The following is a 19,334-nucleotide window of genomic DNA, read 5'->3' as shown; positions in this document are numbered from 1 at the left end:
GGAAACGCCCGGTCCCATTCCGAACCCGGAAGCTAAGCCCTCCAGCGCCGATGGTACTGCACTCGACAGGGTGTGGGAGAGTAGGACACCGCCGAACACAACTTGAACCAAACAACCCCCGACCATCACGGTCGGGGGTTGTTTGCATTCGAAACCACCACCAACACAACAGTATTCGCCACTCTCGTTGAACTGAACGCGCAGGCATCCACACGTGCACCCCCAATCCCATCATCGCCGTACAAGCCGCCCGTACATTCACCCCGGATCGCACACGCGCGCGCACTCGCCACACGCGAGCAGAACAGCGACACCAGACTGCGCGCACCCGACAAACGCGTGCGCGTTTGTCGGGCCGTCGAACCGGACCCAACCCCAACAAACCAACTACTGCCCATCGAAGCTTGGCGATCGATCGTGGGCAAACTTCGATTCTGCAGACGCGCTCGCATTCGCGAGGCGCGCGCAGAATCGTCAGCGATGTCGTGAGCGTTCGACAAACGCGCGTGCATTCGCGAGGGGGACCGGGCACAGGGCGGCCGAGTCGTCAGTGATGAAAACGGCAGGGGCACAGTGCACTACACGTACTGAGCCCACGGATCGGGTGGATCAGGCGTGAACGGATTCGGCCTCGTCTGCGGAAACCTTCACGTCCTTGGGGTTCGCGAGAACTGTCTCTGCGGATCGCCCTCGAAGGGTTACTCGATCACCGAATTCCCAGCGGTCCGCTTCGTTCTTGGCAGCACCGTCTACCGCTGTCTTGGAAGCGAGTATCGCACCGGGAGCACTCTTGGCCAGTTCCGATAATCGCGCAGCCTCGTTGACCGGATCGCCGATGACGGTGTACTCGAATCTCGACTTTGCTCCCACATTGCCGGCAACGGCTCGGCCGGCTGCAACGCCGACGGCTGCGCTGCACTCGGGTACTTCGACCAGCAATCGGCGGGCAATGGCACGTGCGGCCGAGAGTGCCGATCCGCAGTGATCCGGAATGTCGTTCGGTGCTCCGAAGATGGCGAGCGCCGCGTCGCCCTCGAATTTGTTGATGAAGCCGCCGTGTTCGTCCACCTCGTCCACGACGACGGCGAAGAAGCGGTTCAGTAGATCCACCACCTCGGTCGGCGGTCGTGATGCGGCCAATTCGGTGGAGCCGACCAGGTCGATGAAGAACACTGCGATATCGCGCTCCTGGCCCCCGAGTTCACTTTCGGACTGCAGGGCCTTCTCGGCTACTTCGTGTCCGACGTGTCGTCCGAACAGGTCGCGGATCTTCTCTCGATCGCGCACACCGTCGGCCATGCGGTTGAAACCGCTCTGCAGTTCGCCGAGCTCGGTGCCGTCGTACACCGCGAGTCGGACATCCATGTTGCCCTTCTCGACTTCGGCCATGCCCGCCCGCACGTTGTTGATGGGGGAGGTGGTCGCGAAACCGCCCAGGACGGTCAGGGCGAAGCCGAAGACGATGGTGATGCCGCCGAGCGCGAGGATGGACACAGCGAGCTGGTTTGCACTGGTCTCGGGTCGAAGGAAGCGGAACACCGCGATCATCATCAGGCCGGAGACCGGAACGCCGGTTCCCAGCAACCACGACAGGATGGAACGCCCCATGACACCGGCGATTCGGATGCGCCGTGGGTCGCCCGCCTGCAGGGCACGAGCCGCGATGGGTCGCAGAGCGAACTCACTGAGCAGGTAGCTGAACGCGCACACGACCGTGCCGCCCGCGGCGATGGTGAACGCCACCTTCGGGATCGCCTGGGGGTCGATGATGCCGTCGATCGTGGTGAGCAGAATCAGTCCACCGGTCCACAGCGCAATCTGCATGCGCGTCAGGCGCCAGGGCATGGCCAGCGTCGCGACCTGCTCGGACCGGGTGGGCTCGCGATCCTCGATGCCCCACCGCAGACTGCTCAGCGCACGTGTGGTGCCCCAGACGACACCGACCAGGAATGCCAGAAAGACGTACACCGGGACGACGATGAAGTTGACCCACCAGTAGCGATCCATGTCCAGAACGTCCGGGCCTGGAACGACCACACTGATCAGAACGCCGACGATCACGGCACCGATCAGGTTGGACAGGACCAGGAACACCGTCAGCAACAGCTGGATTCGGATCCGGCGTCGGCGCGGCGATTCGGTGGTGTCTCCGAGGAGCCGGGAACCCAGCGGAGCGGCAGATCGTCTGAATTGGGGCATGGTGGTCACAGAGTAACGGCCGTGCTGCCTTATGGTGGTCGAGTGCGTTTAGTTATTGCTCGTTGCCAAGTGGACTACATCGGCCGCCTCACCGCACATCTCCCTTCCGCTCGACGCCTGCTGCTCGTCAAGTCCGACGGATCGGTCAGTGTGCACGCGGACGACAGGGCGTACAAGCCCCTCAACTGGATGTCTCCGCCCTGTTGGATGGTCGAGACCACCGAGGACGAGACCATCAAATGGGTCGTCACCAACAAGGCGGGCGAAGAACTTCGCATCACGATCGACGACGTCGAACTCGATTCCAGTCATGAATTGGGTATCGATCCAGGGTTGGTCAAAGACGGTGTCGAGGCTCATCTGCAGGAGTTGCTCGCAGAACACGTCAACACCCTCGGTGAGGGGTACACCTTGGTGCGGCGTGAATACATGACGGCAATCGGACCGGTGGATCTGTTGTGCCGCAACGCAGATGGTGGCACTGTCGCCGTCGAGATCAAGCGTCGCGGTGAAATCGATGGTGTGGAGCAGTTGACTCGGTACCTCGAACTGCTCAATCGTGACCCGTTGCTGGCACCGGTCAGCGGTGTGTTCGCCGCACAGGTCATCAAGCCGCAGGCAAAGACTCTGGCCACCGATCGCGGTATACGTTGTCTGACACTCGACTACGACGTTCTCCGCGGCACCGACAGCACCGAGTTCCGGCTCTTCTGACGTCTGTCTGCCGAAGCGGCGCGATTCTCTACACTGGATGCGTGCCTCGTCGCAATCAGCCCCGCAAAGCGAGTCGGAGTGGTCCGAGCAGTCTCGGCCCGGCTACCGATTCCGTCCTGGGCGGCAATCGCGTCGAGGTGGGTCCTGACGGGGACACGTACACGACGCGGATGATTCCCGGTGCCAAGGCCGTCAAGACCTACCGTTGCCCAGGCTGCGATCACGAGGTACGGCCAGGGGTCGCCCACATCGTGGCGTGGCCGTCGGACGACTTCGGGGGAGCCGACAACCGCAGACATTGGCACACCGGGTGTTGGAGCGGCAGAAACACGCGAGGCCTCACCCGTAGATGGTCCTAGCGGGGGAGGCCGAGCGTGTGCTGCGAAGTCAGGACGCCGAGTCGGCGGATTCCTTCTCTTCGTCGTTGTCCTTCTCGGCCTTCGCCGCAGCCTTCTCTTCTTCTTTCTTGAGGATGGCCGTCGGGTCGGGGTTGTCCAGCAACTCGCTTTCGCGGTTGACCGAGGCCAGCATGGCCGGTACCGAATCGAGCTGGCCCCGGATACCCAGTAGCTGAGCGAGGACGCGACTTCGCAGCACGCGCAGCTCCTCGGCCAATTCCTTCGAGTGCGCGATGCGCCGCTCGGCTTGCTCGCTGGCGGACTGCAGCCGGCGTGCGGCTTCGGTCGTCGCCTCTTCGATACGGCGAGCAGCATCGGCCTTGCTCGACGCTTCCAGTTCTTCGAGCGCGGTGAGCACCTTGGTGCGGCGCTCGGCCATCGTGATCTCGAAGTCTTCCTGAACCTCGGCGCGCTTGGCCTCGGACTCGGCAGCCAGCTTGTCGCGCTCTGCCTGTGCGGCCTCGACGACGCGCGCAGCCTCGGTGCGTGCCTGCGCCATGGTCTGCTCGTGCTCGGTCTCGAGTGCCGTGCGGCGCTCCTCGAGTTCTGCGACCAACGACTCGTGACGGCTTCGCAGGCGAGTGCTCTCCTGCTGCGCAACCGAGATCATTTCCTCGGACTCCGCATGTGCTTTCGCGCGAACCTCGGAGGCCTCGTCGGACGCCAGTCGCAACATGCGGGAGATGCGATCGCTCATGCCTTCCGCGGTGGTCGGCGGCACCGAGAGACGGTCGATGTCCTTGCGCAGTTCGTCGATCTCGTCGCGAGCGTCGTCGAGTTGCTTGGCCAGATCACGCGCCTGTGCCGCGGCGGCATCACGGTCGGCCGTCGTCAGCCGTAATTCAGCGTCGAATCGCTCGAAGTAGTTGGTGACTTCGTCGCGATCGAACCCCTTCCGAACGATGGAAAAGGGGAGTTGCACCGTGGAAGTGCGTTCATGATCGATGGCCATGGCCGTCAATTTACCGGTGAGTCAAGTGGAGAGCCATACGGCGTAATCACCGAGTTCGGTCAGTGCGCGTTGTGGTTCGGTTCGACCAGTTCGATCAGTACTCCGCCTGCGTCCTTGGGGTGGACGAAGTTGATACGCGAATCGGCCGTACCGCGGCGGGGAGCGTCGTAAAGCAACCGAACGCCGCGGGCGCGCAACTCGGAGGAGATCTCCTCGATGTCGGTGACCCGATACGCCAACTGTTGGAGTCCGGGGCCGTTTCGGTCGATGAACTTCGCGATGGTCGAGGATTCGTCGATGGGCGCGAGCAACTGCAGTGCTGCCGACTTCTCGCCTGCCCCGGGGAACGAGAGCATCGCCTCGCGCACGCCCTGTTCTTCGTTGACTTCCTCGTGCACCGCAACCATGCCCAGGTGGTCGGCGTACCAGGCGATTGCGGCATCGAGATCGGGTACCGCGACACCGACGTGGTCGATAGCCGTCACCAGGTCGGAGCGGAGTGGGGCACCCGTGTAAGACTGCGTGCTGGAGGTCATGGACAAGACGTTAGCGTCAGCTGCGTCACGGTGTTCCGCCAGGCTGGTATCGGTAGGGAGCCTGGCGAGCGTTGATCTCCACAAGGCCGTCTTCACACTTTCGGAGGAAATCGTGACCACAACAGTCATCGTCGCCGGTGCTCGTACGCCCGTCGGGCGCTTCTCGGGTGCGCTCAAGGACTTCTCGGGTTCCGACCTCGGCGGAATTGCCATCAAGGGCGCACTCGAAAAGGCCGGCGTCGCTCCGGATCAGGTCGACTACGTCATCATGGGCCAGGTCCTTACTGCGGGTGCCGGGCAGATCCCGGCGCGTCAGGCCGCCGTCGCTGCAGGTATCCCGATGACCGTTCCGGCCCTGACAATCAACAAGGTGTGTCTCTCCGGCGTCGACGCCATCGCGCTCGCTGATCAGCTCATCCGCGCGGGGGAATTCGAGATCGTCGTGGCCGGCGGCCAGGAATCGATGACCCAGGCACCGCACATGCTGGAGAAGTCGCGGGCGGGATTCAAGTACGGCGATGTCACCATGCGCGACCACCTCGCATACGACGGCTTGTACGACATCTTCACCGATCAGGCCATGGGTGCGCTCACCGAGCAGCGCAATCAGAGCTCGGAGGCGATCAGCCGTGAGGAGCAGGACACCTTTGCGGCCGGATCGCATCAGAAGGCTGCCGCGGCGTGGAAGAACGGGGTCTTCGACAACGAGGTAGTGCCCGTGTCGATTCCGCAGCGCAAGGGTGAGCCCATCCAGTTCACTGCCGACGAAGGAATCCGGGCCGACACCACGGTGGATTCCCTCGGCAAGCTTCGCCCCGCGTTCGACAAGGCGGGCACGGTCACTGCCGGATCCGCGTCGCAGATTTCCGACGGTGCCGCCGCCGTCGTCGTGATGAGCAAGGACAAGGCCGAGTCGCTCGGATTGACCTGGCTCGCCGAGATCGGCGCGCACGGTGTGGTGGCCGGCCCCGACTCCACCCTGCAGTCGCAGCCCGCTCGCGCCATCGCCAAGGCCTGCGCGAAGGAAGGCATCGACCCGAAGGACCTCGACGTCGTCGAGATCAACGAGGCATTCGCGGCGGTCGGAATCGCGTCGACGCGTGAGCTCGGCATCGATCCGGAAATCGTCAACGTCAACGGCGGGGCGATTTCGATCGGCCATCCCCTCGGAATGTCGGGCGCTCGCATCGCACTGCACCTGGCTCTCGAGCTGCAGCGGCGCGGTGGCGGAGTGGGTGCCGCAGCATTGTGCGGCGGCGGCGGACAGGGCGACGCGCTCATCGTTCGAGTCCCGAAAAGCTGAGTCGGTAGTGGCTCTGGTCCGATGAGACCAGAGCCACTACGTTCTGTCGTAGCAAACCGGGCACAATAGCGGGCATGACGAATTTCTTCGACCTGAGCAGCACGGCCAAACGCTTCCGTTTCATTGCCGTGCTCGAAGCGTTCACCTGGCTCGGACTACTGGTCGGCATGGCGTTCAAGTACCTGCCTGCCGACGGCAACGAAATCGGCGTGAAGATATTCGGGCCCATCCACGGTGCGGTGTTCATCGTGTACCTTGCGGTTGCCGTCCTGACGGCGGTGAAGCTGAAGTGGGACATCAAAGCCGCGCTGCTTGCGCTGGTCGCGGCATTCCCGCCGTTCGGCACTGTGGTCTTCGAGATCTGGGCCGTGCGTACCGGACGCCTTGCCGAGCTGAGCAATGGCCGACCCGCAGCCGACGCGAAGGTTCTGTCCTGACCGCCCGCCAGTGGATGACGCATCGCGTTAGTGACAAACTGTAGGGCGTGACTCGACCCGGTTCCCGTCCTCCTGTCCGCCCGTCGGCCGCCGTCCCCGCATCCATTGCCGGTGCCGTCGACCTGTCCGTTCTCAAGGACCGTCCGGCACCTGCTCCCGCTGCCGAAGCCAGTGGCGATGCGGGAGGGTTGGCTCCGATCGTCGACGTGACCACGGCCAATTTCGAAGCCGAGGTTCTGCAGCGATCGATGCAGGTACCGGTCATCGTCGACCTGGGATCGGCTCGGTCGCCGCAGTCCCAGGCGTTGACGCGTCAGCTCGGGCAACTTGCCGTCGAGGCCGGCGGCACGTGGATACATGCCCGCGTCGATGTCGACTCGAATCCGCAGATCGCGCAGGCATTCGGCGTGCAGGCCATTCCCACGGTGGTTGCCGTCGCGGGTGGGCAACCGCTCGCCGATTTCCAGGGCACGCAATCCGACGAGCAGTTGCGTCAGTGGCTGCAGGCCGTCGAGCAGGCAACCGCCGGAAAGCTGTCCGGTCCACCCGGGTCGGCTCCCGCCGCCGAGCCGGAACCCGAGGTCGAGGATCCGCGCATCGTCGCTGCGGAAGAGGCGATCGACGAGGGTGACTTCGACAAGGCAGCGGCGGCATATCAGGCCATCATCGACGCCGAGCCGAAGAACACCGACGCCGTCGCCGCGTTGCGTCAGGTCAAGTTCCTGGCTCGGGTGCAGAACGTTGCACCCGACGCCGTCGAGGTGGCCGACGCCGATCCCGCCAACGTCCAAGCCCGAATCGATGCGGCGGATGCTGAAATGGCCGGGCAGCAGCCGGAACAGGCTTTCGCACGGCTCATCGACGGAATCAAGATCAGTGCAGGGGACGACCGCACGGCCCTGCGTACCCGCCTACTGGAGCTGTTCGAGTTGTTCGACGCCGCCGATCCTCTGGTGGTCTCGGCGCGTCGCAAACTCGCGTCCGCTCTGTACTGAATCCCTCAGCTGTAGCGCGAATCGCACAGGGGCTTACCGCCGAGAACTCCCGAGCGGAACGCGTCGACTCGGGAGAACCCGGATGGCAGCGTCGTTCCGTTGACGTCGCTGGCGGCCAATCCGTCGCTGAGTAGGCCGGAGACGGCCTCGTCGAGATCGCCGGGGGAGAGCCGGATTTCGAGAGCGGCCTCGTTGGATTCGGCGCTCAACGCTGCGGTGATGACCCCGGACAGGCATGCGGATCGAAGTGCGGTCTGAGGGTCGTCGAGCGTCTGGCCCGCTTCCTTCTGTACTGCGAGGGTGTAGCGAGACGCGAACAATACGTACGCGCTGTAGTCACCGGATACGTTGAGTGGCAGGATGTCTCCGCGCTGAGGTGTCTCGGGTTGCCCTATTTCGGCCAGGTCCTCCACATCGACACCGATGGTGTTGCTCGACGGGCAGTACGACACCGGAGTGGTGGCCTCGGCGTCCGTGCACCCGGTGTCCGATCCCGAATAGTCCACGGTCGGGGGATCGGCGACGGGAAGCGCCGTCTCGAACGATCGCGTGAATGCGCCCAGGGAGTCCTCGGTGACCGGTAGCTCGCCGGAATCGTCGGCGCTGTCGAACTTCTGCGGCAACGACGCTCGGCGTGAATCGATTTCGGCCTCGTCGATGCGTGTGCAGGTGGCCGCGCCGTCCCTGAATCCGATCTGCACTGCCGTGACGCGCTCGAATGCGGACCCGTGAACCGATTCGGGATCGTTGGGGTCCACGTCGCGCACCGCGACGGTCGCAGCAAGAACACCGTTGAGCCCATCCGAGGTGTTGATGGTGAAGTGCTGCGAATCGCCTTCTGCGACATGGCGGATGAATGCGCCGGCGAAACAGTCGGCTTGCTGCTCGGCCACGATGGTCGGGGTGTCGTCGCCGACGAGTCCCGACTGATGCTGGATCGCGTGGCCGTATTCGTGCGCGATCACCATGACCACCGACATCGGCCCGAACGCGTCGACCAACGCCGGAAGCAGAATGGTGCGGTCCCACCCGATCGAGTCGTCGCGGGTGCAGTACGCGGCATTGGGGACTCCGCCGGTTCTGTCGCCACAGAATCGGATGCCGGATCCCTCGTCCTCGGACGCATCCCACGAGGTCAATGCCGAGACCGGCGTGAACGAGCCCTTGAACAGGGCCGGATACTGCTCGGCCCAGAACTGCTGGATGTCGTCGATCGCGTTGGTAGCCAGGATGTCCGAGTCGGTACCTTCGGCGTTCTCGACGGCGATGGTCGAATCCGGCACTCCCGGCCGCGGTCCGCTCGGTCCGCTGGTGACCGGAAGACCGGCGACCGTGAACGGATTCTCGTAGATCGACACTGCATTACCGCCGACGGTGGCGGCGCACGATGTCAACAGTAGTAACCCTGCAGTGGCGGCCGCAGCCAGAAGTCGTGGTCTGCGGCCGCCGGTCATCTACTGCTCCAATTTGATCCAGATCGCCCCGTTGGCGGGAAGTGCAACCTGGCCTGATGCCGGTCGACCGTGCCACGAGTGCGATGTTGCCGTCACTTCACCCAGGTTGCCCATTCCGGAGCCGCCGTACTCCGTTGCATCGGTGTTGAGGATCTCGATCCAACGGCCAGGTTCCGGTAGTCCCACACGATAGCTGCCGTGCTCGGAACCGGAGAAGTTGAAAATACACGCGACGACCGAACCGTCGGAGCCGTACCTCAGAAAGCTGAGCACGTTGTTCTCGGTGTCGTTGGCGTCGATCCACGAGTAGCCACTGGGCGAGGTGTCCAGAGTCCACAGAGCCGGATGCGATCGGTACGTCGAGTTCAGATCTGCGACAAGCGATTTCACGCCTCGGTGCAACGGCTCCTCGTCGATCTGGTACCAGTCCAGGCCTCGCTCCTCGGACCATTCGCGGGTCTGACCGAACTCCTGGCCCATGAACAGCAACTGCTTGCCCGGATGTGCCCACATGTAGGCGAGCATTCCGCGCAGCCCTGCGGCCTTGGCGTAGTCGTCCCCGGGCATGCGGGTCCACAGCGTGCCCTTGCCGTGCACCACCTCGTCGTGGCTGATGGGCAGCAGGTAGTTCTCGCTCCACGCGTAGACGAGCGAGAACGTGATCTCGTGGTGGTGAAAGCTGCGGTGGATGGGATCGCGCCCGACGAAGCCGAGGGTGTCGTGCATCCACCCCATGTTCCACTTCATGTTGAACCCGAGCCCGCCGACGTTCGTCGGGCGAGTGACGCCGGGCCACGCGGTCGACTCCTCGGCGACGGTGACGACTCCGCGGTGCTTCTTGTGCACCGTGGCGTTCATCTCCTGCAGGAAGGACACCGCTTCGAGGTTTTCTCGGCCACCGTAGATGTTGGGCGACCAGCCACCCTCGGGGCGCGAGTAGTCCAGGTACAGCATCGAGGCGACGGCGTCGACGCGCAGTCCGTCGATGTGGAATTCGTCGATCCAGTAGAGCGCGTTCGCGACCAGAAAGTTGCGGACCTCGCGTCGGCCGAAGTCGAAAACCAGTGTGCCCCAGTCGAGTTGCTCGCCTCGCTGCGGGTCTCCGTGCTCGTAGAGCGGCCCACCGTCGAAGCGGGCGAGGGCCCATTCGTCCTTGGGGAAGTGGGCGGGGACCCAGTCGACGATGACGCCGATGCCGGCGCTGTGCAGGTGATCGACGAAGAACCGGAAGTCGTCCGGACTGCCGAACCTGGACGTCGGTGCGTAGTAGGACGTCACCTGGTAGCCCCAGGATCCGCCGAACGGGTGCTCGGCGACCGGAAGCAACTCCACGTGGGTGAAGCCGGTCTCGATGATGTACTCGGCCAGTTGCTCGGCCAGCTCCCGGTAACCCAAGCCCGGTCGCCACGACGCCAGATGGATCTCGTAGACGCTCATCGGAGCCTGCGTGGGTTCGATGCCGGCTCGGGTGTCGAGCCACTTCTCGTCGTTCCAGGTGTACGTCGACGCGGTCACGACCGACGCGGTGGACGGCGGAACCTCGGTGGCAAAGGCCATCGGGTCGGCCTTGTCCTTCACCGAACCGTCGGAGCCGTGGACGCGGAACTTGTACAGGGCACCGGGTTCGATGTTCGGGACGAACAACTCCCAGACTCCGGTGGAGCCGAGGACGCGCATCGGCCAACTACGGCCGGTCCACCCGTCGAAGTCGCCCACCAGCGTGACGCCCTGGGCGGCAGGGGCCCACACCGCGAACGAGGTACCGGTGACGGGACCGTCGGGTGTGGCGTACGACTGCTGGTGCGCTCCGAGGATGTCCCACAGACGCTCGTGGCGACCTTCGCCGAACAGGTGCAGGTCGAGTTCACCGAGGGTCGGTAGGAACCGATACCCGTCGGCAGATTCGGACACGTGCCCACCTGGCCAGGTGACCACGAGCCGGTAATCGATCAGGTCCTCGACCGGCACCAGCGCAGAGAAGAGGCCGTGGGCGACGTGGGTCAACTCGTGGTCGACGTCTCCGACGCGCGCGATCACTTTCTCCGCGTCGGGCTTCAGCGCACGAATCGCTGTTCCGCCCGGCACGGGGTGCGCGCCGAGCACGGAATGCGGGTTGTAGTGCCGACCAGCGGCGAGGAGATCGAGGTCGTTGTCGGACGGGGCTGCGACGGTGTCTTCGGGCGTCGTCGGATTCTTGGTCACGTTGAATCCACTCACTTTCGGTTGCCGCGGTAGGCCAGTTCGATTCGTGCCGGATAGGGAATGTGGGGGAGCGTGAATATGTGCGCCACCGAGGTCCAGGGCTCGAGTCGGACGAAGTTGGTGTGGCCCCAGTCGTAATGGATGCCGCTCACCTCGTCCTTGATCGTCAGGGTGTCCTGCCAGTCGTGACCGAGTGCGGGCATGTCCAGGTGGACGGTGCCCTCCTCGGCTCCGAACGGGTTGAGGTTGATGACCACCAACACCGAGTCGCCGGTCTGCGGATCGAACTTGGAGTACCCGATCAGCGCTTCGTTGTCGATCGTGTGGAAATGGATGTTGCGCAGTTGCTGCAGTGCCGGATGGGCACGGCGAATGGAATTGAGGGTGGTGATCCACGGCTCCAGCGATTCACCGCGGGCGAGCGCACCCTCGAAGTCGCGTGGTCGCAACTGGTACTTCTCGGAGTCCAGATATTCTTCGCTGCCCTCGCGTACGGCCTGATGTTCGTACAGCTCGTACCCGGAGTACACGCCCCACGTCGGAGCCAGGGTGGCGGCCAGAGCTGCTCGCAGAGCGAACATTCCGGGTCCACCGTGTTGCAGGCTCTCGTGCAGGATGTCCGGGGTGTTGACGAACAGGTTGGGCCGCGCGTCGTCGGCGCGTCGGGCATGCTCCTCGGCGAACTCGGTCAGCTCCCACTTCGCGGTTCGCCACGTGAAGTACGTGTACGACTGAGTGAACCCGCGTTGCGCGAGACCGTACATGCGCACCGGTCGGGTGAACGCCTCGGCCAGGAACAGCACGTCCGGATCGGTCTTCTTGACCTCGGCGATGAGCCACTCCCAGAAGTCCGGTGGCTTGGTGTGTGGATTGTCGACTCGGAAGATCTTGACGCCCAACGAGATCCAGTATCGGACCACGCGTAGCACTTCCTCGTAGATCCCACGACGGTCGTTGTCGAAGTTGATCGGGTAGATGTCCTGGTACTTTTTCGGCGGATTCTCGGCGTAGGCGATCGTGCCGTCCGGCAACACGGTGAACCACTCGGAATGTGTTGCAGCCCATGGATGATCCGGAGCGGCCTGCAGGGCCAGATCGAGCGCCACTTCGAGGCCAAGTTCTCGCGAGGCGTCGACGAACGCACGGAAGTCGTCCTCGGTTCCCAGCTCGGGATGGATCGCGTCGTGCCCGCCGTCCTTGGATCCGATCGCCCACGGCGAACCGACGTCCTCGGGGCCCGGAGTCAACGTGTTGTTCGGGCCCTTGCGGTTGATCGTGCCGATCGGGTGGATCGGAGGCAGGTAGACGATGTCGAAGCCCATGCGCGCAATGCGCGGCAACTGCTCGATGGATGTCGCGAACGTGCCGTGCCGCGGTGATCCGTCCTCGTTCCACCCGCCGGTGGAGCGCGGGAAGAACTCGTACCAGGCACCGTTGAGGGCCAGGTTTCGGTCGACCCACACGTTCACTGCCCGCGATCTGGTCACCAGCTCGCGGAGCGGGTGCTCGAACAGCAGCTCGGTGACCGACGATGCGAACGCCGAGGACACTCGCGCCGGCAGCGGACGGTCGGTGTCGCGCAGGCCGGCGGCGACGTCGGCAAGCAACTGCCTGCTCTCCGCAGGAACGCCGGTGGCAGCGCGGAGGAACAGGCGCGCCCCGATCTCGAGGTCGTTGGCGAGTTCGTGGGCGCTCTGGCCCACTCCGAGCTTCGCTTCGACGGCGTGACGCCAGGTGCTGATCGGGTCGCTCCACGCCTCGATACGGCAGATCCAGTAGCCGGGCCGGGATGGGACGAACACCGCGTCGAACGTGTCCGGCTCGTGGCCGGGCGTCATCGGGATACGTTCGAGCTTGCCTCCCGGTCCACGCACCGACAGCGTCGCGGCCACTGCGTCGTGACCCTCGCGCCAGACGTCGGCGGAAACTGGAAACGTCTCGCCCACCACCGCTTTCGCGGGGTATTTCCCGGTCGTCGTATCTGGAAGGACATTGTCGATACCAAGTCGACCTGTCACTTCACACTCCATTCTTCGTTAGAGGTATGGCTGCGCGGGCGCAACCTCTGATCGAACCGATATTTGGTGTGCTTCTACTCGTCAACCGTAGTGCAGCAGCGCAGATGGCGCGTGCGCCGACGCATACTGACCGCGACGGGCGCACGAGGAAATTTTCGCCGAGCGCCCCATCGACACAGGTATCCGTGGGTAGGGTTCGGCTCTGTGAAAGCCTTGCGTCGATTCACCGTCCGAGCCCACCTTCCCGCCCGTCTGAATGCCCTCGCCGAGCTGTCGACAAACCTCAGGTGGTCGTGGCATTCGGCCACGCAGGATCTTTTCGAGCACATCGATCCGCTGCTGTGGACCGAACTCGAACGCGATCCGGTGGCTGTGCTCGGTGCCGTCGCACCCGGCCGGCTCGAAGAACTCGCCGAAGACGCATCGTTCCTGGCCGAACTGGACGCCGCCGAGGCGGATCTACACGACTACCTCGCCCGACCCCTCTGGTACCAGAACGAGCTCGCCGACGGGAGAGCTCTGCCGTCGGGCATCGGTTATTTCTCGATGGAGTTCGGGGTCACCGAGGTGCTGCCGAACTACTCGGGTGGGCTCGGCATTCTGGCCGGCGACCACCTCAAGGCGGCGTCGGATCTCGGTCTACCGCTGATCGGCGTCGGACTGCTCTACCGCTCGGGGTACTTCCGGCAATCGCTGACGGCCGACGGCTGGCAGGCCGAGCGTTACCCGTCCCTGGACCCGCACGGTCTGCCGCTACGACTGCTCACCGACGACAACGACTCACCGGTGTTGATACACGTGTCGATGCCGGGGTCGCGCGTGCTGCGGGCCCGCGTGTGGATCGCTCAGGTGGGACGCGTTCCGCTGCTGCTGCTCGACTCCGACATCGCCGACAACGATCCCGAGCTCAGAGGAGTCACCGACCGCCTGTACGGCGGCGATCAGGACCACCGCATCAAGCAGGAGATCCTCGCCGGAATCGGCGGAGTACGCGCGATCAGGGCCTACACGCGCGCGCACGGACTGCCCGATCCCGAGGTGTTCCACATGAACGAGGGCCACGCCGGCTTCCTCGGGGTCGAACGCATCCGTGAACTCGTCACCGGTAGCGGGTTGGACTTCGATTCGGCGTTGGCCGCCGTCCGGGCGGGCACGGTGTTCACCACCCACACCCCGGTGCCTGCCGGCATCGACAGGTTCCCCGCCGATCTGGTGCGGCACTATTTCGGCGGTAGCGACGGTGCACCGGACTCGGCCTTGTTGCCGGGATTGCCGATGAGCCGAATTCTGGCGCTGGGCGGCGAGAGTGATCCGTCGGTGTTCAACATGGCGCACATGGGTCTTCGCTTGGGCCAGCGCGCCAACGGAGTGTCGAAGCTGCACGGGATCGTCAGCCGCGAGATGTTCAACGGCCTGTGGCAAGGATTCGACGCGTCGGAGGTGCCGATCGGATCGGTGACGAACGGTGTCCACGCGCCGACGTGGGCGGCGCGGGAATGGGCCGAGGGGGAGGCCGACGGGCCGTTGTCCTCGGAGCAGGTGTGGTCCACTCGAAACGCGTTGCGCGCACAGTTGGTGGACGAGGTGCGCCGAAGGGTGCGCCGTTCGGCTCTCGAGCGAGGGTCGACCGAGGCCGAGATAAGCTGGACTGCAAATGTTTTCGACCCCAACGTGTTGACCGTCGGCTTTGCTCGACGCGTACCGACGTACAAGCGTCTGACGCTCATGCTGCGCGAACCCGAGCGATTGCGGGCGATGTTGCTCGATCCCGTCCGCCCGGTTCAGCTGGTGGTAGCCGGAAAATCGCACCCGGCCGACGACGGAGGAAAGGCGCTCATTCAGCAGATCGTCAAGTTCGCCGACGAGGCCGATGTGCGACACCGCATCGTGTTCCTACCCGACTACGACATGTCCATGGCGCGCTTTCTGTACTGGGGATGCGATGTGTGGCTGAACAATCCGCTGCGACCCCTCGAGGCCTGCGGTACGTCCGGAATGAAGTCGGCGCTCAACGGCGGCCTCAACCTGTCGATTCGCGACGGATGGTGGGACGAGATGTACGACGGCGAAAACGGGTGGGCGATCCCGACGGCCGACGGCATCACCGACGACAATCGCCGCGACGATCTGGAAGCCGCTGCCCTCTACGAATTGCTCGAGCAGGCGGTGCTGCCGAAATTCTACGATCGCGGGGAAGACGGAGTGCCGGCTCGCTGGATCGAGATGGTGCGGCACACACTGGAACAGCTGGGACCGAAAGTGTTGGCATCGCGCATGGTTCAGGACTACACGCTCGGCTACTACGCGCCCGCTGCGCACTCCGCACGCGCTGTGTCGGCCGATGGCTACCACGGCGCGAAGGACGTCGCGTCGTATCGCGGCCGCGTCGAGCAGGCGTGGCGCAACGTGAAAGTCACCCGAGTCGACAGCGAGGGATTGCCGGACACCCCCGTCATCGGTGCCGAACTGTCGCTGCGCGCCATCGTCGATCTCGGCGGTATGGAACCGGGTGCCGTCGTGGTGCAGGCCGTGGTGGGGCGCGTCGACGAGGGTGAGGACCTCAGCGATACCCACACCACCGAGATGTCGCACGTGGGCAGCGAGGGCGGCGAGCACGTGTACGCGGGCGAGACGCGACTGCCGCACAGTGGAGCGGTGGGCTACACGGTGCGGGTGTTGCCGCGGCACCACGGGCTTGCCTCCGATGCCGAGCTCGGTCTGGTGTCGACGCCGTAGGGAGCAGCTACTTTCCGGCCAGGCGGGTGAGGGCCTTGCGGACCACCTCCGGGTCGGAGGTCTCCCAGAACGGCGGTAAGGACGCGCGCAGATAGCCGCCGTACCGGGCGGTCGCCAGGCGCGAATCGAGCACGGCGACAACACCTTTGTCGTCGACGCTACGGAGCAGTCGACCGACGCCCTGCGCCAGTAGCAGGGCCGCGTGGTTGGCGGCGACGGCGAGAAAGCCGTTGCCGCCACGTGATTCGACGGCCTGCTGCCGAGCCACCAGTAGTGGGTCGTCGGGCCGGGGGAACGGAATTCGATCCAGGATCACCAGGCTCAGCGACGGACCGGGCACGTCGACGCCCTGCCACAGCGACAGCGTCCCGAACAGTGAGGTGGCCTCGTCGTCGGCGAACTTCTGCACCAGTGCGCCGGTGGAATCGTCGCCCTGACACAGGATCGGGGTGTCGAGTCGTTCGCGCATCTCCTCTGCCGCGGCCTTGGCGGCGCGCATCGACGAGAACAGACCGAGCGTCCGACCACCGGCTGCCTCGACGAGCGATTCGATCTCGTCGAGCGAGGACTTGGACAGGCCGTCGCGTCCGGGCGGAGACAGATGTTTGGCGATGTACATGATGCCGGCGCGAGCGTGATCGAACGGCGAGCCCACGTCCAACGAATTCCAGCGAATGGATCCGTTGTCCGAGGGTGGTTCCACTCCCGACGCCATGGCGGTGTCACTGCGGGAGGGTTTCTCTGCGGGCAGGCCCCAATTGACGGCCAGGCCGTCGAAGGATCCGCCGACGGTGAGCGTCGCGGAGGTCAGCACCACGGTGGATTCGGCGAACAACCGCGCCCGTAGCAGCCCGCCCACCGAGAGCGGAGCAATGCGAACGGTGCGTTTGACGTTTCCTCGGAAATCGTCGACGGCGTGCCAGACGACGTCCTTGCGCTTGGCCGGGTCGGGCTCGTCGAAGGCAGTGAGCACTCGTACGGCGCTGTCGTGCACCTCGTCGACTGCCACGAGTGCTGCGCTGCGGGCCGCGGCGGCCTCGGGATCGCTGCCCGCCATGCCCTGTTTGTTCGGGCCGATCGCGGTGCGCACGGCCCAGGCGGCGTCGCGGACGGACGCCAGGGCCGGTCCGACGCCGTCGGGAAGGGACTGCCATCGACCGGGCGGTAGTTCGTCCAGAATCGCGGCCCAGTTCTCGGCAGCTCCTTCGAGCTGATCGACGGTCTCTTCCTCGATGAGCTTGGCGCTACGGCGTGCGGCCGCGGTGACGGTGGCGGCCGAAAGCTCTTCAGTGGCAACGCCGGTCACTCGGTCGACCAATTCGTGGGCCTCGTCGACGACCACGACGTCGTGCTCGGGCAGGATCTGAATTCCGGTGATCGCGTCGATGGCGAGCAGCGCGTGGTTGGTCACGACCACGTCGACCTGTGCGGCCTCGGTGCGGGCGCGCTCGGCGAAGCAGTCCTCGCCGACGGGGCACCGCGATTTTCCGAGGCACTCGCGAGCGGTGACGCTGACCTGACGCCACGCCTGGTCGCTCACGCCGGGCACCACGTCGTCGCGATCTCCCGTTTCGGTCTCCGAGGACCACTTGGTCAGCCGGACCACTTCGCGGCCCATCCGCGAGACGGCGAACGGGTCGAACAACTCCGCGTCCGGTGCCTCCTGTGCGGCACCGGTGTGAATCTTGTTCATGCACAGATAATTGTTGCGGCCCTTGAGGATCGCGAACTTCGGACGCCGACCCACAGCTTCGGTCAGTGCGTCGGACAGACGTGGAAGGTCGCGGTCGACCAACTGTCGCTGCAGCGCGATCGTGGCCGTCGAGACGATGACGGTCTTCCCCGATTCGACCGCATGCCTGATGCTGGGCACGAGATACGCGAGGGACTTGCCGGTGCCCGTGCCCGCCTGCACCGCGAGATGTTCACCGGTGTCGATCGAATGCGCCACGGCAGAGGCCATCGTCAGCTGATTGCTGCGTTCCTTGCCACCGAGCGAGTGCACCGCAACCTGCAGGAGAGCGGGAACGGTGGGCAACTCGGTCTTCGACGGCACCGAAGCAGACTACTGCCGATCGCCCACCGGGTTCGGCACCGACACCGCCCCTAGCCCAGGGCGAACCGGGTCGGTATCGCCGGTTCGCCCTGGGACAGGGCGAGCCCCTCCCACGGCAGGCTGACCAGGCGTCGCGCGAGGAGGTCCCGGCCCTCGGCGAGAGTCGGTAGATCGGCGACGCGCCGGCCGCCACGCATCAGCGGCGTGGTCAACGTCTCCACCGTCAGACCGTCCTCGACCGTCGGGGCAGCGTCGAACGGGTGCACTATTTCCTCGACTGCCGTACCGGTCCCACGCGCGGTCCGCAGCGCTGCCTTGGTACCCCCGCGCGATTCCTTGTGACTGCTGCGCTTGGCGACGGGAATGCCGTCGACGGTGACCAGCTTGTAGACCATTCCTGCCGTCGGCGCGCCCGAACCGGTGACCAGCGACGTGCCGACGCCGTACGAATCGACGGGTTCGGCACGCAGCGCGGCGATCGCGTACTCGTCGAGGTCTCCGGAGACGACGATCCGCGTGTTCGGCGCACCGAGAGCGTTCAATTGGGCGCGGACCTGACGGGCGAGGACTCCGAGGTCGCCGGAGTCGATGCGGACACCGCCGAGCTCCGGACCGGCCACCTCGATGGCGTTGGCCACGCCCTGCTTGATGTCGTAGGTATCGACCAGCAGTGTCGTTCCCACCCCGAGCGCTCGGACCTGAGCGGCAAAAGCGGCCTTCTCGTCGGGGCCGTCGGCGGTGGTGTGCAGCAGCGTGAACGAGTGGGCCGACGTGCCTGCTCCGGGGACGCCGTGGCGTCGGACTGCTTCGAGGTTGGAGGTCGCGGTGAAGCCGGCCAAGTAGGCCGCGCGCGATGCCGCGACCGCCGCCTCCTCGTGGGTGCGCCGCGATCCCATTTCGATGATCGGCCTGGCCTCGGCGGAGGCGACCATGCGCGCTGCCGCAGAGGCGATTGCGCTGTCGTGATTGAGAATCGACAGCACCACGGTTTCCAGGACCACGCACTCGGCGAACGTGCCGCGGACCGTCAGGACGGGGGAGCCGGGAAAGTACAGCTCGCCCTCGCGGTAGCCGTCGATGTCGCCGGTGAAGCGGTAGTTGCGCAGCCACTCGACGGTGTCGGCGTCGAGAAACTTCGACACGACACGCAGCTCGTCCGGGCCGAATCGGAAGCGATCGACGGCGTCGAGAATGCGCTCGGTGCCGGCCACGACGCCGTATCGGCGGCCGCCGGGAAGCCTGCGGGCGAAGACCTCGAAACTGCACGGTCTGTCTGCATAGCCGCTGGCCAGGGCCGCGGACAGCATCGTGTACTCGTACTGGTCGGTCAGCAG

At 65.1% G+C, this 19,334-nt stretch carries 14 protein-coding genes and 1 rRNA gene; 7 read left to right on the top strand and 8 right to left on the bottom strand.

Going from position 1 to position 19,334, the window contains the following annotated elements:
• A 5S ribosomal RNA gene (rrf, locus tag CH262_RS17150) occupies positions 1-97 on the top strand; the annotation flags it as partial.
• 512 nt (positions 98-609) lie between these two features.
• On the opposite strand, the gene CH262_RS17145 is transcribed toward rrf, so the two are convergent.
• Complete coding sequence (locus CH262_RS17145; RefSeq protein ID WP_094718030.1) at positions 610-2,199, bottom strand: adenylate/guanylate cyclase domain-containing protein; 1,590 nt, start codon at positions 2,197-2,199, stop codon at positions 610-612.
• 42 nt (positions 2,200-2,241) lie between these two features.
• Here CH262_RS17145 and nucS point away from each other — a divergent pair, with 42 nt between their 5' ends.
• Both nucS and CH262_RS17135 read left to right on the top strand, forming a co-directional pair.
• Complete coding sequence (gene nucS, locus CH262_RS17140) at positions 2,242-2,913, top strand: endonuclease NucS (RefSeq protein ID WP_027497682.1); 672 nt, start codon at positions 2,242-2,244, stop codon at positions 2,911-2,913.
• Positions 2,914-2,954: 41 nt separating this feature from the next.
• Entirely contained in the window at positions 2,955-3,272 is a 318-nt protein-coding gene (locus CH262_RS17135) for an ATP/GTP-binding protein (protein WP_072692233.1), read from the top strand.
• 28 nt (positions 3,273-3,300) lie between these two features.
• Here the strand turns inward: CH262_RS17135 and CH262_RS17130 are convergent, their stop codons facing one another.
• A complete protein-coding gene (locus CH262_RS17130) occupies positions 3,301-4,263 on the bottom strand; it encodes a hypothetical protein (RefSeq protein ID WP_027497681.1) in 963 nt (320 codons plus the stop codon).
• Between the two features lie 59 nt (positions 4,264-4,322).
• Positions 4,323-4,799: a methylmalonyl-CoA epimerase gene (gene mce / locus CH262_RS17125; RefSeq protein ID WP_094718005.1), complete on the bottom strand. Its 477-nt coding sequence runs from the start codon at positions 4,797-4,799 to the stop codon at positions 4,323-4,325.
• A 112-nt stretch (positions 4,800-4,911) separates the two neighbouring features.
• Here mce and CH262_RS17120 point away from each other — a divergent pair, with 112 nt between their 5' ends.
• The 3 genes from CH262_RS17120 (at position 4,912) to CH262_RS17110 (ending at position 7,534) form a co-directional block, all read left to right on the top strand.
• The gene (locus tag CH262_RS17120) at positions 4,912-6,102 is read left to right on the top strand and encodes an acetyl-CoA C-acetyltransferase (protein WP_032370348.1); all 1,191 of its coding nucleotides are present in this window, start codon (positions 4,912-4,914) and stop codon (positions 6,100-6,102) included.
• 65 nt (positions 6,103-6,167) lie between these two features.
• Positions 6,168-6,539: a DUF3817 domain-containing protein gene (locus CH262_RS17115; protein ID WP_179275029.1), complete on the top strand. Its 372-nt coding sequence runs from the start codon at positions 6,168-6,170 to the stop codon at positions 6,537-6,539.
• 47 nt (positions 6,540-6,586) lie between these two features.
• Positions 6,587-7,534: a tetratricopeptide repeat protein gene (locus tag CH262_RS17110; RefSeq protein WP_230074654.1), complete on the top strand. Its 948-nt coding sequence runs from the start codon at positions 6,587-6,589 to the stop codon at positions 7,532-7,534.
• A gap of 5 nt (positions 7,535-7,539) precedes the next feature.
• On the opposite strand, the gene CH262_RS17105 is transcribed toward CH262_RS17110, so the two are convergent.
• Genes CH262_RS17105 through CH262_RS17095 form a run of 3 tightly spaced genes read right to left on the bottom strand, consistent with a single transcriptional unit; the run spans position 7,540 to position 13,208 of the window.
• The gene (locus CH262_RS17105) at positions 7,540-8,988 is read right to left on the bottom strand and encodes a metallopeptidase (RefSeq protein WP_094718003.1); all 1,449 of its coding nucleotides are present in this window, start codon (positions 8,986-8,988) and stop codon (positions 7,540-7,542) included.
• Entirely contained in the window at positions 8,989-11,190 is a 2,202-nt protein-coding gene (gene glgB, locus CH262_RS17100) for a 1,4-alpha-glucan branching protein GlgB (protein ID WP_094718029.1), read from the bottom strand.
• A gap of 11 nt (positions 11,191-11,201) precedes the next feature.
• The gene (locus tag CH262_RS17095) at positions 11,202-13,208 is read right to left on the bottom strand and encodes a maltotransferase domain-containing protein (RefSeq protein ID WP_094718002.1); all 2,007 of its coding nucleotides are present in this window, start codon (positions 13,206-13,208) and stop codon (positions 11,202-11,204) included.
• A 204-nt stretch (positions 13,209-13,412) separates the two neighbouring features.
• Here CH262_RS17095 and glgP point away from each other — a divergent pair, with 204 nt between their 5' ends.
• Positions 13,413-15,944 carry an alpha-glucan family phosphorylase gene (glgP, locus tag CH262_RS17090; protein ID WP_094718001.1) on the top strand — a complete coding sequence of 844 codons (2,532 nt, stop codon included), beginning with the start codon at positions 13,413-13,415 and terminating at the stop codon, positions 15,942-15,944.
• Between the two features lie 7 nt (positions 15,945-15,951).
• On the opposite strand, the gene CH262_RS17085 is transcribed toward glgP, so the two are convergent.
• Together CH262_RS17085 and CH262_RS17080 are read right to left on the bottom strand one after the other, a co-directional pair.
• Positions 15,952-18,000, bottom strand: a complete 2,049-nt coding sequence (locus CH262_RS17085) for an ATP-dependent DNA helicase (protein WP_032370157.1) — start codon at positions 17,998-18,000, stop codon at positions 15,952-15,954.
• 50 nt (positions 18,001-18,050) lie between these two features.
• Positions 18,051-19,307, bottom strand: coding sequence for a nicotinate phosphoribosyltransferase (locus CH262_RS17080; RefSeq protein WP_230592146.1), 1,257 nt, complete (start codon positions 19,305-19,307; stop codon positions 18,051-18,053).
• Between the last annotated feature and the right edge of the window lie 27 nt (positions 19,308-19,334).

Source organism: Rhodococcus sp. 05-2255-1e, assembly GCF_002259025.1.
Classification (GTDB): domain Bacteria; phylum Actinomycetota; class Actinomycetes; order Mycobacteriales; family Mycobacteriaceae; genus Rhodococcoides; species Rhodococcoides fascians.
This window is presented reverse-complemented; position numbering and strand designations above follow the sequence as displayed.

Bases quoted from the DNA above. Each gene is read 5' to 3' on its own strand.
- CH262_RS17145 (WP_094718030.1), bottom strand. From the start codon at position 2,199: ATGCCCCAATTCAGACGATCTGCCGCTCCGCTGGGTTCCCGGCTCCTC.
- CH262_RS17130 (WP_027497681.1), bottom strand. From the start codon at position 4,263: ATGGCCATCGATCATGAACGCACTTCCACGGTGCAACTCCCCTTTTCC.
- mce (WP_094718005.1), bottom strand. From the start codon at position 4,799: ATGACCTCCAGCACGCAGTCTTACACGGGTGCCCCACTCCGCTCCGAC.
- CH262_RS17105 (WP_094718003.1), bottom strand. From the start codon at position 8,988: ATGACCGGCGGCCGCAGACCACGACTTCTGGCTGCGGCCGCCACTGCA.
- CH262_RS17080 (WP_230592146.1), bottom strand. From the start codon at position 19,307: ATGCTGTCCGCGGCCCTGGCCAGCGGCTATGCAGACAGACCGTGCAGT.